This window comes from Chryseobacterium viscerum, assembly GCF_002899945.2.
Classification (GTDB): domain Bacteria; phylum Bacteroidota; class Bacteroidia; order Flavobacteriales; family Weeksellaceae; genus Chryseobacterium; species Chryseobacterium viscerum.
The window spans coordinates 249,567-270,600 of record NZ_PPEG02000001.1 but is presented as its reverse complement, the minus strand read 5'-3'; the positions used below and the strand labels follow the sequence as shown (position 1 = coordinate 270,600).

Here is a 21,034-nt window from a genome sequence, read left to right as displayed (position 1 = left end):
TATTTGTTTTAATTAAAATTAAAAGAGTGAATTGGTGTCAAGGCCTTCAAAATAGGCGTCAATTTCTAGATCTGAAGAGGCCGCAGCCGCTACGGCTAATTTGTCGCAAAGCTCATTTTCAAAGTGCCCGGCATGACCTTTTATCCAGTGCATTTTAGGCGTATGTTTATTGTATAGCTCAACGAATTTTTTCCAGAGGTCAGGGTTTTTTACATTTTTCCAGCCTCTTTTGATCCATCCGGCAATCCAGTTTTGGTTGATCGCATCAGAGACGTACTTGCTGTCTGTATACACATGAATATCATTTTCTGTTGATTTCAGTTTTTCCAATGCCGTGATGACAGCCAGAAGTTCCATTCTGTTGTTGGTTGTTTTTCGAAAACCTTTGGAAAATGTTTTCTGGTAATTTTTTTCAGGAACACGCATGAGAATTCCATATCCGCCTTTTCCCGGATTTCCGCTGCAAGCCCCATCGGTATAAATTTCGATTCTCAAATCTGCTTTTTAATTGAATTGCTGGTTGTGAAACTAAACTGAATTGTCTGAAACTTCAGTCTTTATTTAAAATGGAAAATCATCATCATCATCAAAGTCATTCATTGAAGAACCGGAAAGTTTTGAGCTGTCCGGAAGGTCAAATGCTGCCCCTGGCTGAATGGTTGTCTTGATTTTGTCAAAGCCGCTCGGTTCACCAAAGTTGGAAGGGTATCCACCTCCGGAACCTCCATCAAATGCTGCTTCGATATCAGCAAATTTCGCAAAATGTTTTAAGAAAGATAATCTGACATCTGCGGTAGCACCATTTCTGTGTTTTGCAATAATCAGCTCGGCTTGGTTTTCAGTAGAAGTTTCCTGTCCTTCATCATCATTATCCCAAACAGTAATTTTATAATATTCGGGTCTGAAGATGAAAGATACGATATCTGCATCCTGCTCGATCGCTCCGGATTCCCTTAGATCTGAAAGCTGAGGTCTTTTTCCCGGACGCGCTTCCACACTTCTTGAAAGCTGAGAAAGGGCAATTACCGGAACGTTAAGTTCTTTTGCAATCGCTTTTAATGAACGTGAAATCATGGAGATCTCCTGTTCACGGTTTCCGACTCCTTTTCCGCCGCTGCTACCTGCTGTCATCAGCTGAAGGTAGTCGACCATGATAATTCTTACTCCATGCTGCATTACAAGTCTTCGGCATTTTGCACGGAAGTCGAATATAGAAAGGGAAGGAGTCTCGTCAATATATAAAGGAGCATTTTCCAACTCAGATACATTGGAGAATAGTCTCTGCCATTCTTCATCATCCAATGTTCCTTTTCTTAATTTCTCAGAAGAAATCCTTGTTTCGGAAGCGATCATTCTGGTGATCAGCTGTACAGATGCCATCTCGAGAGAAAACAGAGCCATAGGTACTTTGTGTCCTACTGCAATATTTCTTGCCATGGAAAGTAGGAATGCGGTTTTACCCATCGCCGGACGTGCGGCAATAATGATAAGGTCAGAATTCTGCCATCCACCGGTTTCTTTATCTACATCTCGGAATCCTGAAGGAACCCCTGAAAGTCCCTCCTTGTCTTTTAAAGATTTAATCGTATCAATAGCCTGTTTTACCAATGAATTGGCAGTATCGAATCCTTTTTTAATCGTTCCGTTGGTGATTTCGAAGAAAGACTGTTCAGCTTTATCCAAAAGTTCAAAAACATCAGTTGACTCTTTATAGGAAGAATCAATAACGTTGGCAGAAACATTAATAAGGCTTCTTAAAATATATTTTTCAAGAATAACACGTACATGATATTCAATATGGGCAGATGAGCTTACTCCCATCGTCAGATCGATGATATAGTGGTCACCGCCTGCCTGGCTAAGCTTGTCTTCTTTTTTTAATTCCTGAATGATAGTCATTAAGTCTACCGGATGGTTGCCTTCATAAAGCTTTAAGATGGCTGAAAAGATGACCTGATGTCTGGGATCGTAAAATACTTCTGAGGTAAGAAGATCAATGGAATGGTCAAGACCTTTTTTGTCAATCAAAAAAGTTCCGATAACAAGTCTTTCAAATTCCACTGCATTGGGAGGCATTTTTCCATCCGCAATAGACAATTCTTTTGCAAAGTTTCCGTGTGTAAGGGATGATAATGTTTCTTTCTGCGCCATGGTGCAAAGATAGTTTATTTAAAAAATAATAAAAAAATAGTATTCAACAAATTGTTAGCAGTCTTTTGGAAAATACTGTAAACAGGGGGTTCAACCTGTTGATAAAAAAATCACCTCAGTCTGAGGTGATTTTTTCAAAAAATATGTAGTACAACTTATTCTTTATTTTTTACCAATACCCATCCTGAATATTTGGTTTCGGTACTGTTTTTATTGTTTTCATTCCAAGAGATAGAATACCAGTAAGTTCCGGTTGGAATTTTCTTACCAAAGGCTGTTCCGTCCCATGTGAAATTTTTCATTTTGTTGGCTTCATGAAGTTTATTTCCATATCTGTCATACACGATGAAGATAAGGTTTTTCTTATATGCCAGTGCTGAATAGTCGATAACATCATTTACATTATCTCCGTTTGGAGTAATGGCATTGATAAGGTTAGGAACCGTCACAGTCACCTGGATAGGAGTACAGTTGTAAGAGTCTTTTACATATACTGTATTCTCGCCTCTAGGAAGTCCTGTGAATATATTGGAATCCTGCCATTTTACACCGTCTACAGAATATTTGTAAGGAGGAACTCCTCCCGTAGCGGTAACAGTAATGGTGTTATTGGTGATTTCTATTCCTGAGATCACAGGCTGAAGACTTGCATGTACGCGTACTTCCTGAAGAGTGAAACATTTTCCGGTCTGAAGTTTTACCCAATATACACCCACTCCTACGTTGCTGATAGATTGTGTTTTTTCACCAGTGCTCCATTCGTAGCTTACAAATCCAGGTCCTGCATCCAAAGTTGTTTTGCCTTCAGCACAAATCGTTTTATCTTTTAATACAGTTGATTTTACAGGAGGTAATACTTTCAGGTCTATTTTAGAAATTGAATAGCACTGCTTGTCATTGTCTACTCTTGCATATACCGTTTTACTTTCCGAAAGATAATTAAATGGTGTAGCAATTGGGTTGGTTTGAGTTTTAGCATCAGCTACTGATGTATAATATTTAATGATAATTCCTGTAGGTGTAGGAACAGCTATTCCGATATCTGCCTTAGAAAGATCAAATGTTGAACGAGTAATATCTTGATCAATATAACAGTTTTCAATTACTGCATCTTTTAATACAACCGCTGGGAAGAATAATAGTCTGATTGTAGTCGTTGCTATACATCCGAAAGTAGAAACTACTTTTGCATATACTGTTGTTTCCTGAGAAATATAGTTGGTAGGATCGGTAATTTCATTGATCCCTGCATTCATATCAGCAACGGTAGCATAATACTTAATAGTTGCTCCGGTTCCTCCAAATACATTGGCTGTTGTCAAATTATATTTTGCAGTACCAGCTCCGTTATTATTACAAGAGTATAAAGTAGCGGCGTTTGCTGAAATGCCTACATTAACAAATTTGAATTTCCCTGTTATGAAACATCCGTTGATAGGATTGTTCAGGTTATCCGGATCTTTATATACAATTCTGTAATAGTATGTTGTTACTGCATCTACAGTTGCTATTGTAAGAGGATTTTCTCCTGTAAGAGCATCGTTGGTCGTTTTATGATAAGTAACCTTAAAGTTAGAGCTGTTACCATTAATGATAGATGCAGTAAGTGTTGAAAAATCAAACTGCGTAGGTAACGCACAAACCATCACTTGGCTAGGATCATTAGGAGTAGCTCCTGGAATTCCCGGAGTGATGAATGGGTAAGGAGAAAGAACAGGATCGTTAAATGCAGAACTTAAGCTTGCGGTACCTGTCCATTCTAAAGAAAAACCATTCACGGATCTACTGAAGTTGTCAATGACCAAATAATAAGTCTGGCCTACTAGCACATCCATATAAGGGCTCCATTTACCATTGTTCATACTGGCTGTATTACCAGGAGGGTTGGTAGGGAATACTGCTGGTGGAGCAAGAGCAAGATCCAGACCTGTATCTCCTGCAGTTCCGCTATAGTTACATCTTATTGGTTGTATAAAGACATGACTCGCGTTCTGTAAAGATGCACATCCGTTTGCAGTTGGCCCATAGACGGCAAAATCATAATCATCCGTTTGGTCGTTAGGTTTTATTTTAAATGCAAGTGTACCTGGTGTGGATATTGTGAAAGTGTACCAAACGGTATATCTTTCATTGGTACTAAGACACCCTCCGTTTTGGTTAAGAATTTCTATAATATTTCCAGGTCCTGAAGGGGTGTAAGAAATGTCAGAGTTACCACAGATGGGAATTGCTGTGACACAATCCGACTGGGAGTAAGCCATTTGTGTTACCAATAAAATAAAAAGAAGTAGTATTTTTTTCATTGTTAAAACTATTTTTGTTAAACAAAATTGAAGATCAATAAATTTTTATCACAATTTGTAAAAGAAAAAGCCGCCAAAGCGGCTTTTAATATTATTATATGGATTATTCTCTGTTTTTTACAACAATCCAGCCCGAAAACTTGAAAGGAGTATTCTTTTTGTCATTTTCATTCCATGTTACAGAATACCAGTAGGTACCTGTTGGGATTTTCTTACCAGCGATAGTTCCGTCCCATTTGTATCCATTGGATTTATCTCCCTGGTGGATTTTTGTTCCGTATCTGTCGAAAATGCTCAATACAAGACTCTGTTTGTCTGCCATAGCAGAGTAATCTACTACATCATTCACACCGTCTCCGTTTGGCGTAATCATATTGACAAGGTTAGGAACTACTACGGTAACTTCAATAGGTTCGCAGTCGTAAGCATCTTTTACATATACCTTGTAAGTTCCTCTTGCTATATTAGAGAATATATTGGAGTTCTGCCATACGATTTTGTCCATAGAGTACTGGTAATCCGGTGTACCTGCTATCACATTAATTGTTAATGTAGTATTGGATACATCAATGCCTGTTACTACTGGCTGCTCAGAAGGATATACCGTTACCTTTTGAGTAGCAATACATTCTCCAGTCTTTAGTTTTACCCAGTAAATTCCTACGCCAACATTTTTGATGGATTGAGTCGTTGCTCCTGTGCTCCATTCATAGCTGCTGAAGCCAGGTCCTGCATCAAGAGTTGTAGTATCTTCCATACAGATGATCTTATCTTTCAGAACGCTTGATGTCACAGGAGGAATTACCGTTAAGCCGATTTTCACAACCACATAACATCCTCTGGTGTCAGATACTCTCACATATACTACACCGTTTGGTGCAATATAATTTGCATTTAAAATTTCGTTAGTTGAATCTATTGCATCAGTTAATGAAGGGAAGAATTTCTTCGTGATACCAGCTTGTGGCGTAATTACAGCTGCGCTGTTAAGGTTGAATAAAGCTGTAGATGGATTCGTTTCTATAAAACATGATCTTAGCTCAGCATCTTTTGCAATAATTTGAGGATAAAACTTAAGTGTAATTTCTGCAATATCAGTACATCCAAATACAGAAGTTACTTTTACATATATTTTTCCTTCAGCAGAAACAAACTGATAAATGTTTGTAATCTCATTGATTGAGTTATTCAGATCATATAAAGTATGATAATATTTTTTTGTGACAGTAGGGTCTGCAATAACATTTGCTGTTGTAAGATCGTAAGTTGCAGTTCCTGCATTGTTATTATTACAGCTGGTTAAAGTAACATCTGCCGCTGTGATGGTTCCGTCTTTAAATTTAAAGGTGCCCATTTGTCTACACTTATTGATCGGGTTGTTTGCATTCGCCGGATCAGTATAGCTGATACTGTAATAATATACGCCTGTAGTTGTTACTGTTTGAGGTCCTGTGATAGGGTTGTTAGCCGTTAAAGCATCATTTTGGCTTGTGTGGTAAGTAACGGTGAAGTTAGGATTACCGTTAAGAATGCCTGTTGATAATGAAGCGAAATCAAAAGTAGCAGGATTTGTACAGATAACGACTTCTCTTGGATCTGCTGGGTTTGCAGCTGGTATTCCTGGTGGAATAAATGGATAGGGCTGTACATTTGGATCAGAGAATGGAGAAGATAGTGTCGCTGTTCCGCCCCATGACATTTTAAAACCATTGGCAGACTCACTGTGGTTATTTACAATTAGATAGTAGGTTTCTCCGGGTAATACATCGATATATTTTGCCCATCTGTCTCCACCTACTAAATCACATAGGTCGGTAGATGGCATGTTAAGTCCTGTGATACCAGGGGATACCGCATAAGAACCGCGGAGTGGAGTACCTCTGGTGGCACATGTTTTATTAGGACCGAATACTGCGAAGTCATAATCATTGCCCAGATCATTGGGAATAATTTGGAATGTAAGCGTTCCTGCTGTAGCAATGGTAAAAGTATACCATACTGAGTATCTTTCGTTACTAAGGCATCCACCAATGGTTTCCAGAGTGTCACCGTAACCATTCGGGGTGTATGAAATATCTGTGTTACCACAGACAGCCATAGCGGTTGCACAGTCAGACTGCGCATATAGAATACGTGAGAATATTATTAAGAAAATGAGTAGTGTTTTTTTCATAGGATAAGGTTTTAAACAAATATTAAAACGTTGATGATTAAATGAGCTTTATCACTTTAATAGCATTTTTGAGAATAGTATTGTTGTGATGCAGTTCTCTTTTTTATTGGCTAATCACTTGCTTGCCCCAGCTTGGAGAAGTAGATGATGGATTGGCTGCATTCAATTCATTCGCTGCCTTTTGGTGCAGTTTTACAGCTTCCAGTTTATTGTTAGACAATTCGGCTATCTCAGCTTTCAGGAATGTAAGTCTAGGATTATCCTTAAGTTGAGTAGCTGCTTTCGACATATATGCAACAGCCGTTTTCAGAGTCTTCTGAGGTTCTGCAGCAGCCGTTATTCTGATTTTCTGTGTATTGATAAGTCCTAAAAGCGTATTGATCTCTCCGTTGTTCTTTTCTGAAGCAAGAGCCTGTGCCGCAAATTTTCCTGCAGCTTCATTAGATTCAGCCATAGGTCTGTTTGTCGTGTATTTCAACAAATACTGTGTCTTAAGATACATGGAAACAGCAGCGTAGTAATTAGCTTTCCACTTTTCAGAAGTTTTTGCTTCAGAAAATGTTTTGAAAACAGTATCGTAGTCACTGTCTGTCTTTGCATTATCGAGCTGCAAAGCAGTTTGCTGTAAGGTAGGATCTGAAAAAAATTGAGCATTCATTAGTGAACCTGTCACTAAAAAGCTCAAAATTAGTAAAAGTTTATTCATAGGGGATATTTTATGAAGCAAATATAAAAAATTATTAACGTTAAATTAAAGATTTTGAGATATATTTAATGAAACTAATGTATTGGTTTTTAATATTGTATTTTATTTTTTGGTATAATTATATCAAGATCGTAAAGATATTGATGTTTTAGCTGAATATTTAAGATTTAATCTTTGAATAAATTTGAAAAAAACACGTATAAAACAAAAATCAGAATAGAAAACGTTCTATTCTGATTTTAAGTATTTCGAATTATGGATAATTTCAAATAGAATTTGAAACGTATTATCAATCAATATATTAATATTGCATTTTTCTTAGTTTAGGATTGGTACTTCCTACAAGTAAAGCCACCAAAACAGTCATGCATCCTCCAAATACAACGGAGCGTACAACCCCCAGTAATTTGGCCATAACTCCACTTTCGAACTGTCCCATTTCATTGCTGGACATAATGAAAATTGAATTGACACTAAGAACACGTCCTCTTATATGATCAGGTGTTTTTAGCTGTACAATGGTACCGCGTATGACCACAGAAATTCCGTCAAGCATTCCACTCATCACAAGGAACATAAACGATAACCAATATAATTTGGATAAGCCAAATCCAATGATGCAAAACCCAAATCCGGTCACAACGGCAAGAAGAATCTTGCCCTGGTTTTTTCGAAGAGGAACAATAGACAAAATAGTAATGATACACATGGATCCAATATCCGAAGCGGCGTTCAGCAACCCGAAACCTTCAGCCCCCGAACTTAAAATATCCGTAGCAAACACCGGAATCATCGCTACCGCACCACCAAAAAGTACCGCAAACATATCAAGGCATAAAGCCCCTAAGATCTCTTTAGTTTTAAAAATATAGGAAATTCCCTCACGCATACTCTCCACAACATTGACTGTTTCTTTTTTGTACTCGGAATACTGCTTGTGAAGCTGCCAGAAAAATAAGGAAGCAACAAATATTAATGCTAAAATAGCAACTAAGGTCCATTTTACTCCAATATATCCGATAAGGATACCGCCTATGGCATGCCCGCATACAGATGATATCAGGAACGTTGCCTGATTCAGCGTTACAGCATTGGGTAGATTTTCCTTTTTTACAATTTTTGGAATCATAGAAGGAACGATAGGGCCGATGAAAGCTCTTGCTATTCCTGTAAAAAAGATAACTCCATAAATATAGTAAGTGATCTGATGTCCGGTGAAATGCATTTTTACATCCAGAAACGCAGGAATCAACAGGAGTCCGATCAGAAAAATATAAGCATAATTGCAGATAAGAAGCAGCCTCTTTTTTTCATTCATGTCGATAACATGCCCGGCGTACAGCGCACAGCTTACAGCAGGTATTACCTCCGAAAGACCGATAAGGCCTATTGAAAAAGGATCTTTTGTTAATTGATACACCCACCATCCTAGGAGTGTGGCCAGCATTCTGAAAGCTAAAACAATGAAAAATCTCCCGGTGAGAAGATTTCTAAACTCAACATTTTGTAATGTTTGTAACGGGGTAAAGGAAATCATGAACAAAAATAGCCCTAAAAATCTATTTAGGACTATTCATATGTTGATTTTTAAAAGATATATTAAATATATCCTGAAAGATAAAATCTATTTTAGTCAGCTCTTGAAGAACTGATTACAATGGCAGCAACACCTGCAGCTCCGATAATTGTAGCTCCAGCAGCAATTCTTGCTTTTCTTCTGTCTTTTACAGCTGCTACATTAGATTTAGGGATAACCACTTCTGTACTGTCTTTTTTACCAGCTGTACCTACAAGATTATCACCAACGACATTTCTGAATAATATGGTCTGTTTCGGAGAACCGTCTCTCATCGTAACCTTATATACCTTCCCGGCTTCCAGATTAGAATAATTGTTTTTTGAAATATCATCGCTGTATTTTGTAGTAGCACAAGATGTAATAACAAATAAAGACGTTAATAAAGATGATTTTAACAGTACAGATGCTTTCATTATTTTCTTTTAGTTTTTCAAATTTATAATTTTTTTCGAATATACGTTTTTGGAATTGAAAAAATATGATTAAAATTTGTAAATTTCTAAGAGATCTGCAATGTTTCTGTCATTAGCCAATCTTGGAGTCTTGTTTTGACCTCCCAATTTCCCCTGGGATTTGGCATATTCATGAAAAGCATTCTTTTTGAGTCTGGAGATCTGTAGTTTCTGTAAAATATTCCCGGAAATCAAATCATCATAATAAGTGTTCCTTGCTCTCAGCTGCTGATCCAGTTCATCTCTGAATGCTTCTAAATGTTCAGGTTCTTTTTCAAATTCAATCAGCCATTCGTGGTAAGGAAGCCCTTCTCCAGGATTTACCTGTGGGGCAAGATGGAATTCAGTAATCTGTGCCGGATGCTTTTCAAGCGCTGCTTTCATGGCTTCTTCCACCTCAAAAGCAATCACATGTTCTCCAAATGCCGAAGTGAAATGTTTAGTCCTGCCGCTTACCAGAACCCTGTACGGATCTTTACTGATAAATCTCACAACGTCTCCGATAGAATAAGCCCAAAGCCCTGAATTGGTAGTAAGAATCAGTGCGTAATCTTTATGAAGTTCAATTTCTTTTAAAGTTAATCTTCTTGCTCCAGGCTTGCCATATTCTTCCAGAGGAATAAATTCATAAAAAATTCCATGGTTGGTCAATAATAGAAGTCCTTCCTTTGTATAGTCATCCTGAAAAGCAAAAAAACCTTCAGAAGCCGGAAAAGTTTGAACAATATCCACTTTTCCGCCCAATAAATCTTCCATTTTATCACGATAAGGCTCATAATTGACCCCTCCGGTTACAATAAGCTGCAGATTGGGAAACAATTGCTTAATCTTTTTCCCGTGTTTTTCAGTCAATTTCTCAAAATACATAATCAGCCATGGCGGGATTCCGGAAATCAGAGTCATGTTTTCACGCTCTGTTTCTTCAACAATTCTGTCCACTTTAGCTTCCCAATCTTCAATCATGTTGGTTTCCCAGCTTGGAAGACGATTTTTTTGAAGATAATTGGGGATGTGATGAGCTACAATACCAGATAATCTTCCGGTTTTTATCCCAAAGACTTCTTCCAGCTCAGGGCTTCCCTGCAGAAAAATCATTTTCCCATTGACGAAATCAGCGTTGTCCTTTTTACTGATATAATGAAAAAGAGCACTTTGGGCTCCGGCAATCTGAAATGGCATTCCTTCCTTAGAAATTGGAATGTATTTGGATCCGGAAGTCGTTCCCGAAGTTTTGGCAAAATATTCCGGAGTTTCTGTCCATAGAATATTGGACTGTCCTTTTTTTACTCTTTCAATATAAGGTTTCAGATCTTCATAGTCGGCTACAGGAACTCTGTCCTGAAATTCTTTTACAGAATGGATGTTTTCAAAATCATGTTCCCGCCCAAAAAGCGTCTTTTGAGCCTTATTCACTAGAGAAAGTAATAATTCCTCCTGGTTTTTCCCAGCATTTTTTTTGAAGTCCTCCGCTTTCTGAACGTGTTTCTTGGCCCAGATAAGCGCTGCATTTTTCTTGAAGAAGTTTAACATGGGTCAAATTTATAAATAAGTAGAGAATCTGGAATCATTTTTTGCGAAGCTTCCCATAAAAAAAAACCAATGGAACAAGTTCCATCGGCTTTTCGAAATTTGATTATGAAAATAACAACTATATGTTAATGTTATGCTTATTTGTTCTCCTTGTATCTTTTATCTGGTGTACCGTCTTTTTTTACGTGTTTGTTTTCTTTATATCTTTTGTCCGGAGTACCATCTTTTTTCATTTTGGCTGCGGGTTGGGCAGGTTTTGCTGCTTTAGCATCCATCGCTGGTTTTGCAGCTTTTACTTCTGCAGGTTTAGCAGCTTTCACTGTAGTTTTTACAGGAGGCTGAGCTTTGGCGCTTGTAGCGGGAGCAGTCTGCTGAGCAGTTGCAAGTCCTAATCCCAAGATTAATGACATTGCAGATAATAGTTTTTTCATAAGAATACTGTTTGTTTTTTGCTGAATAAAGATATACAAAAAGCAGGCTAAAAAAATGAGATTTTTAACCTTAACTAAAGTTTATTACAGCTTAAAAAAAAATTAAAACGGTTCATTGTCAATAAAAAAGCCCGTCTTCAGAGTGAAAACGGGCTTAGGTAATAATATATAAATAGACAAGGCTAGCGTGTACAGTTTGCTGTCCACGTTTTGCCATCTTTTGCGAATAGGATTTTCAAAGTATTGTTGTCAATTCTGATATAAGAGGTTCCTGTAGAACCTATCATCACAAGAGTATGATCGCCTTCCTGATTAAACTCTATTCCGTTAAGATCCGGAATACTGTTTGAGAAAGCGAAATTATACTTGGTACCGCTGGCAATCTTTGTTACAAATACACTTCCGTTATCTGTACTGATATTGGTAGAGCCACCGTCATTATAGGAAATTTTTCCTTTATAAGTTCCTGCAAAGAATTCGTTATTTACAGGGTCGTCATCTTTGCTGCACGACGAAAAAGATAATGCTGTAAATAGGAACAGCATCATAACTCCCAGGATTTTCATTGCTTTTTTCATAATACTTAAATGTTTGGTTAGGCTTAAATGGCCAAACACTGTGCCATGTGGGGATTATTGATTTTTTTTAACGGGTTATTACATAAATTTGTAAAAAATTAAGATTTATTATGCTAAGTCATTCATTTTAAATCTGAAAGTCTCTCCCTTTTTCACTCAAAAAAAAATTATCCGTACCTTTGTATACCATCAACGGTTTCGGAAAACTCCCGAAATCGCTTTTGTCGTTTATACCATTACTATTTATGCAGTTAAAATCCATCAACGAAAAGTTTCTTCCAGATCTTATGCAGAAAGAGTTCGGGAAAGAAATTTTTACCCAGTTAGAAAACAGTCAGCATATTGCCGTAAAAGGAAGTGCCGGATCTTCAGTTTCTATTTTTGTAGCTGAGCTTTTTTTGGTTCAAAAGAAAAATATTCTTTATCTGGTAGATGATAAAGAGGATGCGTTGTATGCCAATACAGAGATGGAAGACCTTCTTGGAAAGGAAAAAGTGCTGTATTTCCCGGCAACCCATCTTGAGCCTTATCAGGTTGAGAAAACCCAGAACGCCAATCTTGTATTAAGGACTGAAGTTTTAAATAAGATCAATTCCGGGAGATCTCCGAAAGTCATTGTAGCCTATGCAGGAGCTCTGTCTGAAAAAGTATTGAAAAAAGAAGATTTTAAAGCCATTTCTCATCATATAAAAGTAGGCGATCAGCTGGATTTTGATTTTGTAGATGAACTTCTTAATCATTATCATTTTCAGCAGGCTGATTTCGTTTCCGAACCTGGAGAGTTTTCTATAAGAGGAGGGATTGTAGATGTGTTTTCCTATTCATACGAAAAGCCCTATAGAATAACATTCTTTGGGAATGAAGTGGAAAGTATCAAAACCTTTGATATCGAAACTCAGCTTTCTGTAGATAAAGTAAAAGATCTTCAATTGGTTTCCAACATGAACTTTTCTGTAACGGGAAGCAGAGTATCTCTGCTGCAGTTATTGCCCGAAGGAAGTTTTGTGATTTCCAAAAACGGAATGGTAGGAATGCAGAAGATCAGAACATTTTATGAGAAATCTCTGGAGAAATATGATACATTAAATAAAGATATTGCCCACAGAACTCCGCAGGAACTTTTTATTTCTGATCAGGAATTTTTATTTGATTATAAAAAATTTAAGACGGTTGATTTTGGAGGAATGGTGATTGAAGGGTTGAAAGAAATCACAGAAGTTAAAATGGAACAGCTTCCGCAGCCTTCTTTTCATAAAAACTTTGAACTGCTGATTGAAGATATTGAAGAGAAGCAGAACGAAGGGTTTGATACCTGGATTTCCTTTTCAACAGAAAAACAAAAAGAAAGACTGGAATCTATTTTTGAAGAGCTGGAAAATGAACTTCCTTTTAAGAGTTTTAAGTCTGAGCTGCATGAAGGATTTGTAGACAACGGACATAAATTGATGGTGTATACAGATCACCAGATCTTTGACCGTTATCAGAGATATAAGGCTAAAAATACGTTTGCGAAATCAGAGCAGCTTACCCTGAAAGACCTGATGTCTTTGAAAATAGGGGATTATATTGCTCATATCGACCATGGAATTGGGAAATTCATGGGGTTGGTAAAAGTAAATAATGATGGTAAAATTCAGGAATGTTTTAAACTGACCTATAAAAACGGAGACTTATTATATGTAAGTATTCACTCTTTGCACAAGATTTCGAAATTCAACGGACCGGATGGAAAAGAGATTGTTTTGAGCAAACTCGGATCTCCGACCTGGAAATCCTTAAAACAGAAAACAAAAGCTAAGGTAAAGCAGATTGCTTTTGACCTTATTCAATTATATGCCCAGAGAAAAACAGCAAAAGGATTTGCTTATACTCCGGATTCTTATCTACAAAATGAATTGGAGGCCAGCTTTATTTATGAAGATACTCCGGATCAAGAAAAGGCTACCGTAGATGTTAAAAAAGATATGGAGGCGGACACGGTTATGGACAGGCTTGTTTGCGGTGATGTAGGTTTCGGTAAAACAGAGGTTGCGATCCGTGCGGCATTTAAAGCAGCCACAGATGGTAAACAGGTTGCCATATTGGTTCCTACAACAATTCTTGCTTTCCAGCATTACAGAAGTTTTAAAGAAAGGCTTAAAGATTTTCCGGTAAATGTAGCCTATGTCAACAGATTCAGAACGGCTAAACAGAAATCAGAAACCTTAAGTGCTTTGAAAGATGGGAAAGTTGATATCATTATTGGGACTCATCAATTGGTAAGCAGCTCTGTTAAATTTAAGGATCTGGGATTGCTGATTATCGATGAAGAGCATAAATTCGGGGTTTCGGTAAAGGATAAGCTGAAAACACTTAAAAATAATGTTGATACGCTTACGCTTACGGCAACTCCTATTCCAAGGACTTTGCAGTTTTCTTTGATGGCTGCAAGAGATTTATCCGTCATCAAAACACCTCCGCCAAACAGGCAGCCTGTAGATACACAGCTGATTGGATTTAGTGAAGAAATTCTTCGTGATGCCGTTTCTTATGAGCTTCAGAGAGATGGTCAGGTTTACTTTATTAACAACAGGATTGAAAATCTGAAAGATATTGCCGGGCTTATCCAGAGATTGGTTCCTGATGCAAGAGTTATCACAGGACATGGGCAGATGGAAGGGAAACAGCTGGAAAAGAATGTCTTGGATTTTATGGAAGGGAAATATGATGTTCTTGTTTCCACTACCATTGTAGAAAGTGGAGTGGATGTTCCGAATGCGAATACCATTTTCATCAATGATGCCCAACGATTTGGGATGGCAGACCTGCACCAGATGAGAGGAAGAGTAGGACGTAGCAATAGAAAAGCTTTTTGTTACCTGATTACTCCTCCTTATGATATGATGACTTCAGATGCCAGAAAACGTCTGGAAGCAATTGAGCAGTTTTCTGATCTGGGAAGCGGTTTCCAGATTGCGATGAAAGATCTTGAGATCCGTGGTGCCGGTGACCTTCTGGGAGCGGAACAAAGTGGGTTTATCAATGAAATGGGATTTGAAACCTATCAGAAGCTGATGCAGGAAGCGTTGGAAGAATTGAAAGATGATGCTGATTTTGAAAACCTGTTTGATAATGAAGAAGACAGACAGAAGCTCTTCAAATCTGTAAAGGATGTCAATATCGATACTGATTTAGAATTGATGTTACCCGACTTCTATATTTCCAATACGGAAGAAAGATTATTGCTGTATCAGAAAATTGCCGAAATCAATAATGAAGTAGATCTTCATCAATTTGAGCTTGAATTGATTGACCGTTTTGGAGCATTGCCCAAAGAAGCGGTGAACCTTTTGAAAAGTGTTTCTCTGAAATGGCTTGCAGCAGATATTGGTTTTGAGAAGATTGTGATGAAAAACGGAGTGTTTCTGGGATATTTCCCTGGAAACCCGCAGGATAAGTTCTACCAGACGGATAGATTCAGGCATATCATTAATTACTTAACCCAAAATCCTTCAGAGGCTCAGCTTAAGGAAAAGGCCGGAAAAGAAGGTAACCAGCTGATGATGAGGAAAGAAAGGGTGAAGAATGTAGATGAGGTTAATATGTTACTGAAAGCTATTATTGAACATAATTAAATTGTAATTTTTGTTTATTGTAAACAAATTTGTAAAAAAATGTGAAAAGTTTATGGAAATTTAAAATTTTCATAAACTTTTTTTGTGATTGTTATCATGTTTTTATTTGGGAATACTCCTGTAATAGAGAGTTATAGTGCTTTTGAGGGGTGTGAAATCACTTTTTAATGATTAAAAATATCCTGTAAATCACCGTACAGTAAGGGTTTGAGATGTTAAACTGATTTTTTAAAACATGAAAAGTAGAGTTATGTAGAAATAATTCTACTTTTGCGTATTATTTATTCTATCTTCTAATGTGTTTATTTCTATAGGTTTATGAATGTATAACTGGAATTTTTAAGGCATCATTGTGTACCTTTGCAGTCCTTAATTATGAAAAAACTTATATATTGCTGCGTGGCTGGATTTTTTTCTTTCTATGCCAACGCGCAGGTGGGAATTGGTACTGCGAAACCAAAATCTATTCTTGATGTGAATGGAAAAACCACCTTAAGAAAAGAACTTAGAGTAGGCGGGACTTCAGATCAGGCTGGGAGTGCCGGGTTGAACGGCCAGGTTTTGGTTTCTCAGGGTGAAGGTTTACCGCCAGTGTGGAAATCTTTGAACGTTTCCTTTATGGAAGAGGGACAGTATAAGCTGATCAATTCTTATCTGTCATCAGATCAGGTGGGTGTTATATCACTTACCAATGGTGTTGCTGGTGATAACGTCTACACAAATAAAGTTGGAGATAATGTCACTGATGCTACAAAAGGAAATTGGAAAAAAATTAATGGTCTTAAAAATACTTTTACGATCAAAAACGGAAAAAACAGGCTTACTTATCAGTTTCAGACAGGAATTGAAATAAAAGCGCCTACTTCTACCACTATAGAGAATATCAGATTTACTTGTGGTGTTTTCAGAAACGGATTATTAGTGGCTGTACGTCCCGATAGAATCGCTTCTAACAACAATAGCGGAAAAAATGGTCTTCAGGACTATATCTTTACCCTTAATTATACCGAGCAGAATGTTCCCATAGGAGTTCATGATATTGAAATTGCATGCAGAAAGATTGATACATCAAATTTGGCCTCAGAATTTGCAATCGGGCGTAATGTAGAAACTTCAAGTGGAGTCTCCAGTGCATTTACATTGGAATCTACCATGAAAGTGGATGTTATTGAATATGTGAGTTATAAAAACAACTAATGATGAAAAAACTATTATCAACGCTGCTTTTTACCATAGGACTTTTGGCAACAGCTCAGGTAGGAATAAAAACAGACACTCCTAAAGCAAAATTGGACGTAAACGGAGATGTGAATTTCAGAAACAAAATTGCTGTTCTTAATGCTACTGATAATTCGGTGTTTCTGGGAAATAATGATCAGCTTCTTGTTTCTCAGGGAGAAGGGTATGCTCCGATCTGGAAGTCACTTCGTATTCCTGAATATGAACCGAATAAATTTTATCTGATCTACAACAACTCTTTTTCAGATAAATTAGGGATTTCATTTACATCTGCCGACGATTCTACAATAGGTTTTTCATCAAGAGGAGCTACACTTACTAAAGGAAAAGACCTGAACAGCCTTCCAAATTTTAAAAGAATAGCTGGTCTTTCAAAGCAAATAAGTGTATATAGCAGCCAGAGTAAGGCATATTTCCAGTTTGAAACCGTAGTGCAGGCCGATTTTGGAGCAGCAGGTACAACTGATACTTCAATAGACTATGCTTGTGGTATTTTTGTAGACAATAAACTGGTCAACTTAAGACAACGAAATTTAAAGGCTATTACGAGCTCATATCCTTTTCTTACTCATACCCAAATCGGGATTGTAGATAATCTTTCCCAGGGAAATCATACTGTAGATGTTGCCTGTACAAGATTGGGTTCTTACGGAGCTTCGAATAATAAACTTACGATAGGAATTAATGTATTTTCTAATATCAATGACTTTATTGCACAGTCATCTCTTAAAGTAGATGTATATGAAGTTCCTGAGGTGTTTAACACAATTATAAACTAAAGCAGATTATGAAAAAAATACTATTTGTAACCTCTCTTTTATTGGCTGTTTCAGCTACCGCTCAGGTGGGTATTAATACTCCAACTCCGAGCAATATGCTGGATGTGAATGGAGATCTTAGTATTAGAAAAGAATTAAGAACGGGAGGTACTGATGTCTTGAAAGGATCTGCCGGAACAGCAGGTAATATTCTGCATAATAATACAGACTTAAATACCAATGATTGGAAATCGATAAAAATTGCTGACGGGCAGGGAAGTATGTCTGTGTTTTCAATCAATACCGTTGCAGATAAGACCGGAGTCAGTTTCTCAGGTGATAATGGGGCCACTACTCCTTATAATGACGGAGATGCATTGACGGGTAACTGGACTGTACTTACAGGAACTGTGGATACTTTCTCTGTGACCAATGGTACGAATAAAGCCACTTTTTCATTCCAAACAACTGTACAGAAAACAGGAGCCAATTCTGCTAGTTTTGCCTGTGGAGTTTTTGTTGATGATAAACTCAGAGCCGTAAGAACGGATGTATTGCTTGGAGATGCAGGGGCTTATAAAATTTTTAATCTCAATGCTACTCTTACTGACCTTCTCCCTAAAAATAACTACAGCGTAAAAGTAGCCTGTATCAAAAGATCTATTTCACAAGCGACAGTAGGAATAGGAAGGGCGGTTAATACGACCTTCCTCAATAGTGATATGTCACAATCTGTTTTGACAACATCTATACTACAACCTTATTAATTTTCATAATAATACAATAATTAAGAATCTAAAAACGTTATGTTTTTAGATTTTTTTTGTTGATTAACTCTATTTCTTGTGAATTTGTTCGGATAAAGTGAAGTGTATTATCGAAAATTGAATTATATTTGGACAAGCTAAAAAAATTCTATATGGTAAAAAACTATTTTCTTAAAATGTTTGCCGGTATTGCTTTTCTAGGACTGCTGACAGCATGTAATACTACTTCAGATCCTACAGAATCTGTCCCTAATCCGGATAGCGGACCGCCCCCTAAAAAAGTTTTAGCAAAGGTCACTGCAAATAATGTTTCTCAGGAAGAATATGTTACTACTGCCGGAACGGGAGATTTGCAGACCGCAGTATTTAAAGATGAATCTACTTCCAGTAGTGCCTATTATACAGGAACGGTATCGTATACCAATAAAAATATTACTAAAATTAAATTTGTAAGCTCTGCAACATCCAGCCTTGCTTATGAGTTCAATATTGTTCCGGATGATACCGGTAAAAAGATTTATAATGCTACCTCTACAGCAACCGGGGCAACTCCATCAGTTTCTGTTGTAAGTGATTATGCATTTACCTATGATTCGGTAACGAGTAAACTTACCAAAATTCTGGAGAAAAGAAAAGAAGGAGGTATCAGCGCTTATAACAGTTTTATAGACTATAGCTTTGTGTATAACGGAAACAATGTAATCCAGGTAGTTTGTTCCAAAGGCATATTAGATATCAATGGAAACCCGAATATGACTACAGCAACCGTAAGCAAGTACAGCTTTCAAAACTATGATGCTCAGAAAAGCCCATATTCTACCCTTCCATCGGTATATTTCATTGCACGAAGTCTGATCACTCCGATTAATTTCTACAAAATTTCTCCGAACAACCCTACGTCAATGTTCATAGAATTGCCGTCACCAGCTGCACCTGTTAATACAGCTCAGAGTTATTCTTATGATAATCAGGGGTATGTAGTTGTTGAGAAAAACAAGAATGTAACTTTTACCTATAAAAATTTATAGGAGAAATATAGTTATTAATCTTATCAGAATATAAATAATATTACAACTTTTAGGCAAAAAAAAATTATATTTGTCAAAAAAATAATCAATTACAAGGAAATGAAACAAATTTTCTATTTTATTTTACTAATCGCAGGTTTTTCCTCAATACATTCCTGCAAGAGTTTATTGGATGAGGATGGGAATCCATTGTTGGATCTTAATAATACAGGAGGATTAAGCGGTCCCAGAGCATTATACAGAGAAATTACAGATAAAGATACAATCGCAGAATATCGCTACAGCGGGCTTCTTGTGACTAAAGTAATCACAGACAGTGCTTCAATAACTGACATCATGTACAGTGGTGATAAAATCAGCCAGATCAATTTTAACGGTTTCCTGGATCTTGATGGAAACGGAAAACTTGATAAGGACAGTGTATCATATACTCAATTATTCACTTACGCAAACAATAGCAAGCTGCAGATGATTTCTGAAAATCGTGTGACTTTCAGAAGACCTCCGCCTGTACCACCGGCAACTACTCCGGGTCCACAGACATTACTTAAGAAAGAAAAAACGCGTTATGATATAAAATACAGTGTTTCTACAGGAAAGCTGGATTCCATTATCATGAGAAATGGTCCGGATGTTACTGGAGTTCCATTGGCTTTCACAGATTTCTCTAAAACAGCTTATACCTATGTAGGAGATAATGTATCTAAAGTAGTAAGACATTATGGTACTATGTCCGGAGGGGCATTCGGTACTGTTACAAGAAAATATAGCTATGAATATTATGCATATGATGATCAGGTGAGTCCTTTCACATTGTTACCACATGTATATAAGATTTCAAGACTATTATCTACAGTGATCAATGATAAGGAAAGTCTTATCCTATCTCCAAACAATCCTAAGAGATGGTCGGTGACAGATCTTACGCCACCTATTCCAACTCCGATTGTAAAAAGTACGAATTACTCGTATGATCCTCAGACTTACATGACGAAAGGATATGGTGTTAATTACATCTATAAACCACAATAGAATAATTTTTTTAACAATATTCAAACTCAATCTTTAATAAGATTGAGTTTTTTATTTTTTATCTCTTAATTTTGCAAAAAATTTCTGATGAAATATTTAATTGTTGGGCTTGGTAACAAAGGCTCAGAATATGAAAATACACGACACAATATAGGTTTTAAGGTAGCTGAGAAAATTGCGGAAACTCTTGAAGTATCATTTAACACGTCCAACTTTGGCTGGATGGCAGAAGGAAAACACAAAGGGAGAAAAGTTTTTATTCTGAAACCAGACACTTACATGAATCTTTCCGGAAATGCAGTGAAATACTGGATGCAGAAAGAAAATATTCCTTTGGAGAATGTATTGATTGTTACTGATGATCTTGCGCTGCCTTTCGGAACGTTAAGATTGAAAGGGAAAGGCTCTGATGCAGGCCATAACGGGCTCAAAAATATTAATGAAGTATTACAGACTCAGAATTACGCAAGGCTTCGTTTCGGGATCTCTGCCGATTTCTCTGCCGGGCGACAAGTAGACTATGTGTTAGGAACCTGGAGTGAAGAAGAAGCCGGAAAACTTACAGAGAGAATTGAAACCTTTTCAAAGGCCAGTCTTTCTTTTGTATTTGCAGGATTGAATAATACGATGTCCGCATTTAATGGGAAATAATTTCTAATTGGGATAAAGAAGTTCTGAAATTACAATACAATT

At 37.1% G+C, this 21,034-nt stretch carries 17 protein-coding genes; 7 read left to right on the top strand and 10 right to left on the bottom strand.

Annotated features, from left to right (window positions below; genetic code table 11):
* Window positions 1-18: 18 nt before the first annotated feature.
* The 10 genes from rnhA to C1634_RS01215 form a co-directional block, all read right to left on the bottom strand.
* Window positions 19-495: a ribonuclease HI gene (gene rnhA, locus C1634_RS01260; RefSeq protein ID WP_103232006.1), complete on the bottom strand. Its 477-nt coding sequence runs from the start codon at window positions 493-495 to the stop codon at window positions 19-21.
* Window positions 496-561: 66 nt separating this feature from the next.
* Window positions 562-2,151 carry a replicative DNA helicase gene (dnaB, locus tag C1634_RS01255; protein WP_103232007.1) on the bottom strand — a complete coding sequence of 530 codons (1,590 nt, stop codon included), beginning with the start codon at window positions 2,149-2,151 and terminating at the stop codon, window positions 562-564.
* A 155-nt stretch (window positions 2,152-2,306) separates the two neighbouring features.
* Window positions 2,307-4,454, bottom strand: a complete 2,148-nt coding sequence (locus C1634_RS01250) for a T9SS type B sorting domain-containing protein (protein WP_103232009.1) — start codon at window positions 4,452-4,454, stop codon at window positions 2,307-2,309.
* 103 nt (window positions 4,455-4,557) lie between these two features.
* The gene (locus C1634_RS01245; RefSeq protein WP_103232011.1) at window positions 4,558-6,627 is read right to left on the bottom strand and encodes a T9SS type B sorting domain-containing protein; all 2,070 of its coding nucleotides are present in this window, start codon (window positions 6,625-6,627) and stop codon (window positions 4,558-4,560) included.
* A gap of 103 nt (window positions 6,628-6,730) precedes the next feature.
* The gene (locus C1634_RS01240) at window positions 6,731-7,333 is read right to left on the bottom strand and encodes a hypothetical protein (RefSeq protein WP_123921346.1); all 603 of its coding nucleotides are present in this window, start codon (window positions 7,331-7,333) and stop codon (window positions 6,731-6,733) included.
* Between the two features lie 301 nt (window positions 7,334-7,634).
* Window positions 7,635-8,870 (bottom strand): MFS transporter, encoded by a 1,236-nt coding sequence (locus C1634_RS01235; protein ID WP_103232015.1) that lies wholly within the window; start codon window positions 8,868-8,870, stop codon window positions 7,635-7,637.
* A gap of 92 nt (window positions 8,871-8,962) precedes the next feature.
* A complete protein-coding gene (locus C1634_RS01230) occupies window positions 8,963-9,325 on the bottom strand; it encodes a hypothetical protein (protein WP_103232018.1) in 363 nt (120 codons plus the stop codon).
* Window positions 9,326-9,394: 69 nt separating this feature from the next.
* A complete protein-coding gene (locus tag C1634_RS01225; RefSeq protein ID WP_109737794.1) occupies window positions 9,395-10,894 on the bottom strand; it encodes a GH3 auxin-responsive promoter family protein in 1,500 nt (499 codons plus the stop codon).
* Between the two features lie 137 nt (window positions 10,895-11,031).
* Window positions 11,032-11,325 (bottom strand): hypothetical protein, encoded by a 294-nt coding sequence (locus C1634_RS01220; protein ID WP_103234181.1) that lies wholly within the window; start codon window positions 11,323-11,325, stop codon window positions 11,032-11,034.
* A gap of 182 nt (window positions 11,326-11,507) precedes the next feature.
* A complete protein-coding gene (locus C1634_RS01215) occupies window positions 11,508-11,903 on the bottom strand; it encodes a hypothetical protein (protein ID WP_109737793.1) in 396 nt (131 codons plus the stop codon).
* 245 nt (window positions 11,904-12,148) lie between these two features.
* Between C1634_RS01215 and mfd the strand changes: the two genes are divergently transcribed.
* The 7 genes from mfd (at window position 12,149) to pth (ending at window position 20,992) form a co-directional block, all read left to right on the top strand.
* Entirely contained in the window at window positions 12,149-15,517 is a 3,369-nt protein-coding gene (mfd, locus tag C1634_RS01210; RefSeq protein ID WP_109737792.1) for a transcription-repair coupling factor, read from the top strand.
* A 375-nt stretch (window positions 15,518-15,892) separates the two neighbouring features.
* A complete protein-coding gene (locus C1634_RS01205) occupies window positions 15,893-16,714 on the top strand; it encodes a hypothetical protein (RefSeq protein ID WP_103234184.1) in 822 nt (273 codons plus the stop codon).
* Between the two features lie 2 nt (window positions 16,715-16,716).
* Entirely contained in the window at window positions 16,717-17,535 is an 819-nt protein-coding gene (locus C1634_RS01200; RefSeq protein WP_228409906.1) for a hypothetical protein, read from the top strand.
* An 8-nt stretch (window positions 17,536-17,543) separates the two neighbouring features.
* Window positions 17,544-18,281: a hypothetical protein gene (locus C1634_RS01195; RefSeq protein ID WP_103234186.1), complete on the top strand. Its 738-nt coding sequence runs from the start codon at window positions 17,544-17,546 to the stop codon at window positions 18,279-18,281.
* Window positions 18,282-18,433: 152 nt separating this feature from the next.
* Window positions 18,434-19,309, top strand: a complete 876-nt coding sequence (locus tag C1634_RS01190) for a hypothetical protein (RefSeq protein ID WP_103234187.1) — start codon at window positions 18,434-18,436, stop codon at window positions 19,307-19,309.
* A 99-nt stretch (window positions 19,310-19,408) separates the two neighbouring features.
* Entirely contained in the window at window positions 19,409-20,341 is a 933-nt protein-coding gene (locus C1634_RS01185) for a hypothetical protein (protein WP_103234188.1), read from the top strand.
* 87 nt (window positions 20,342-20,428) lie between these two features.
* Window positions 20,429-20,992, top strand: a complete 564-nt coding sequence (gene pth / locus C1634_RS01180; RefSeq protein WP_103234189.1) for an aminoacyl-tRNA hydrolase — start codon at window positions 20,429-20,431, stop codon at window positions 20,990-20,992.
* The last annotated feature ends 42 nt before the right edge of the window (window positions 20,993-21,034 follow it).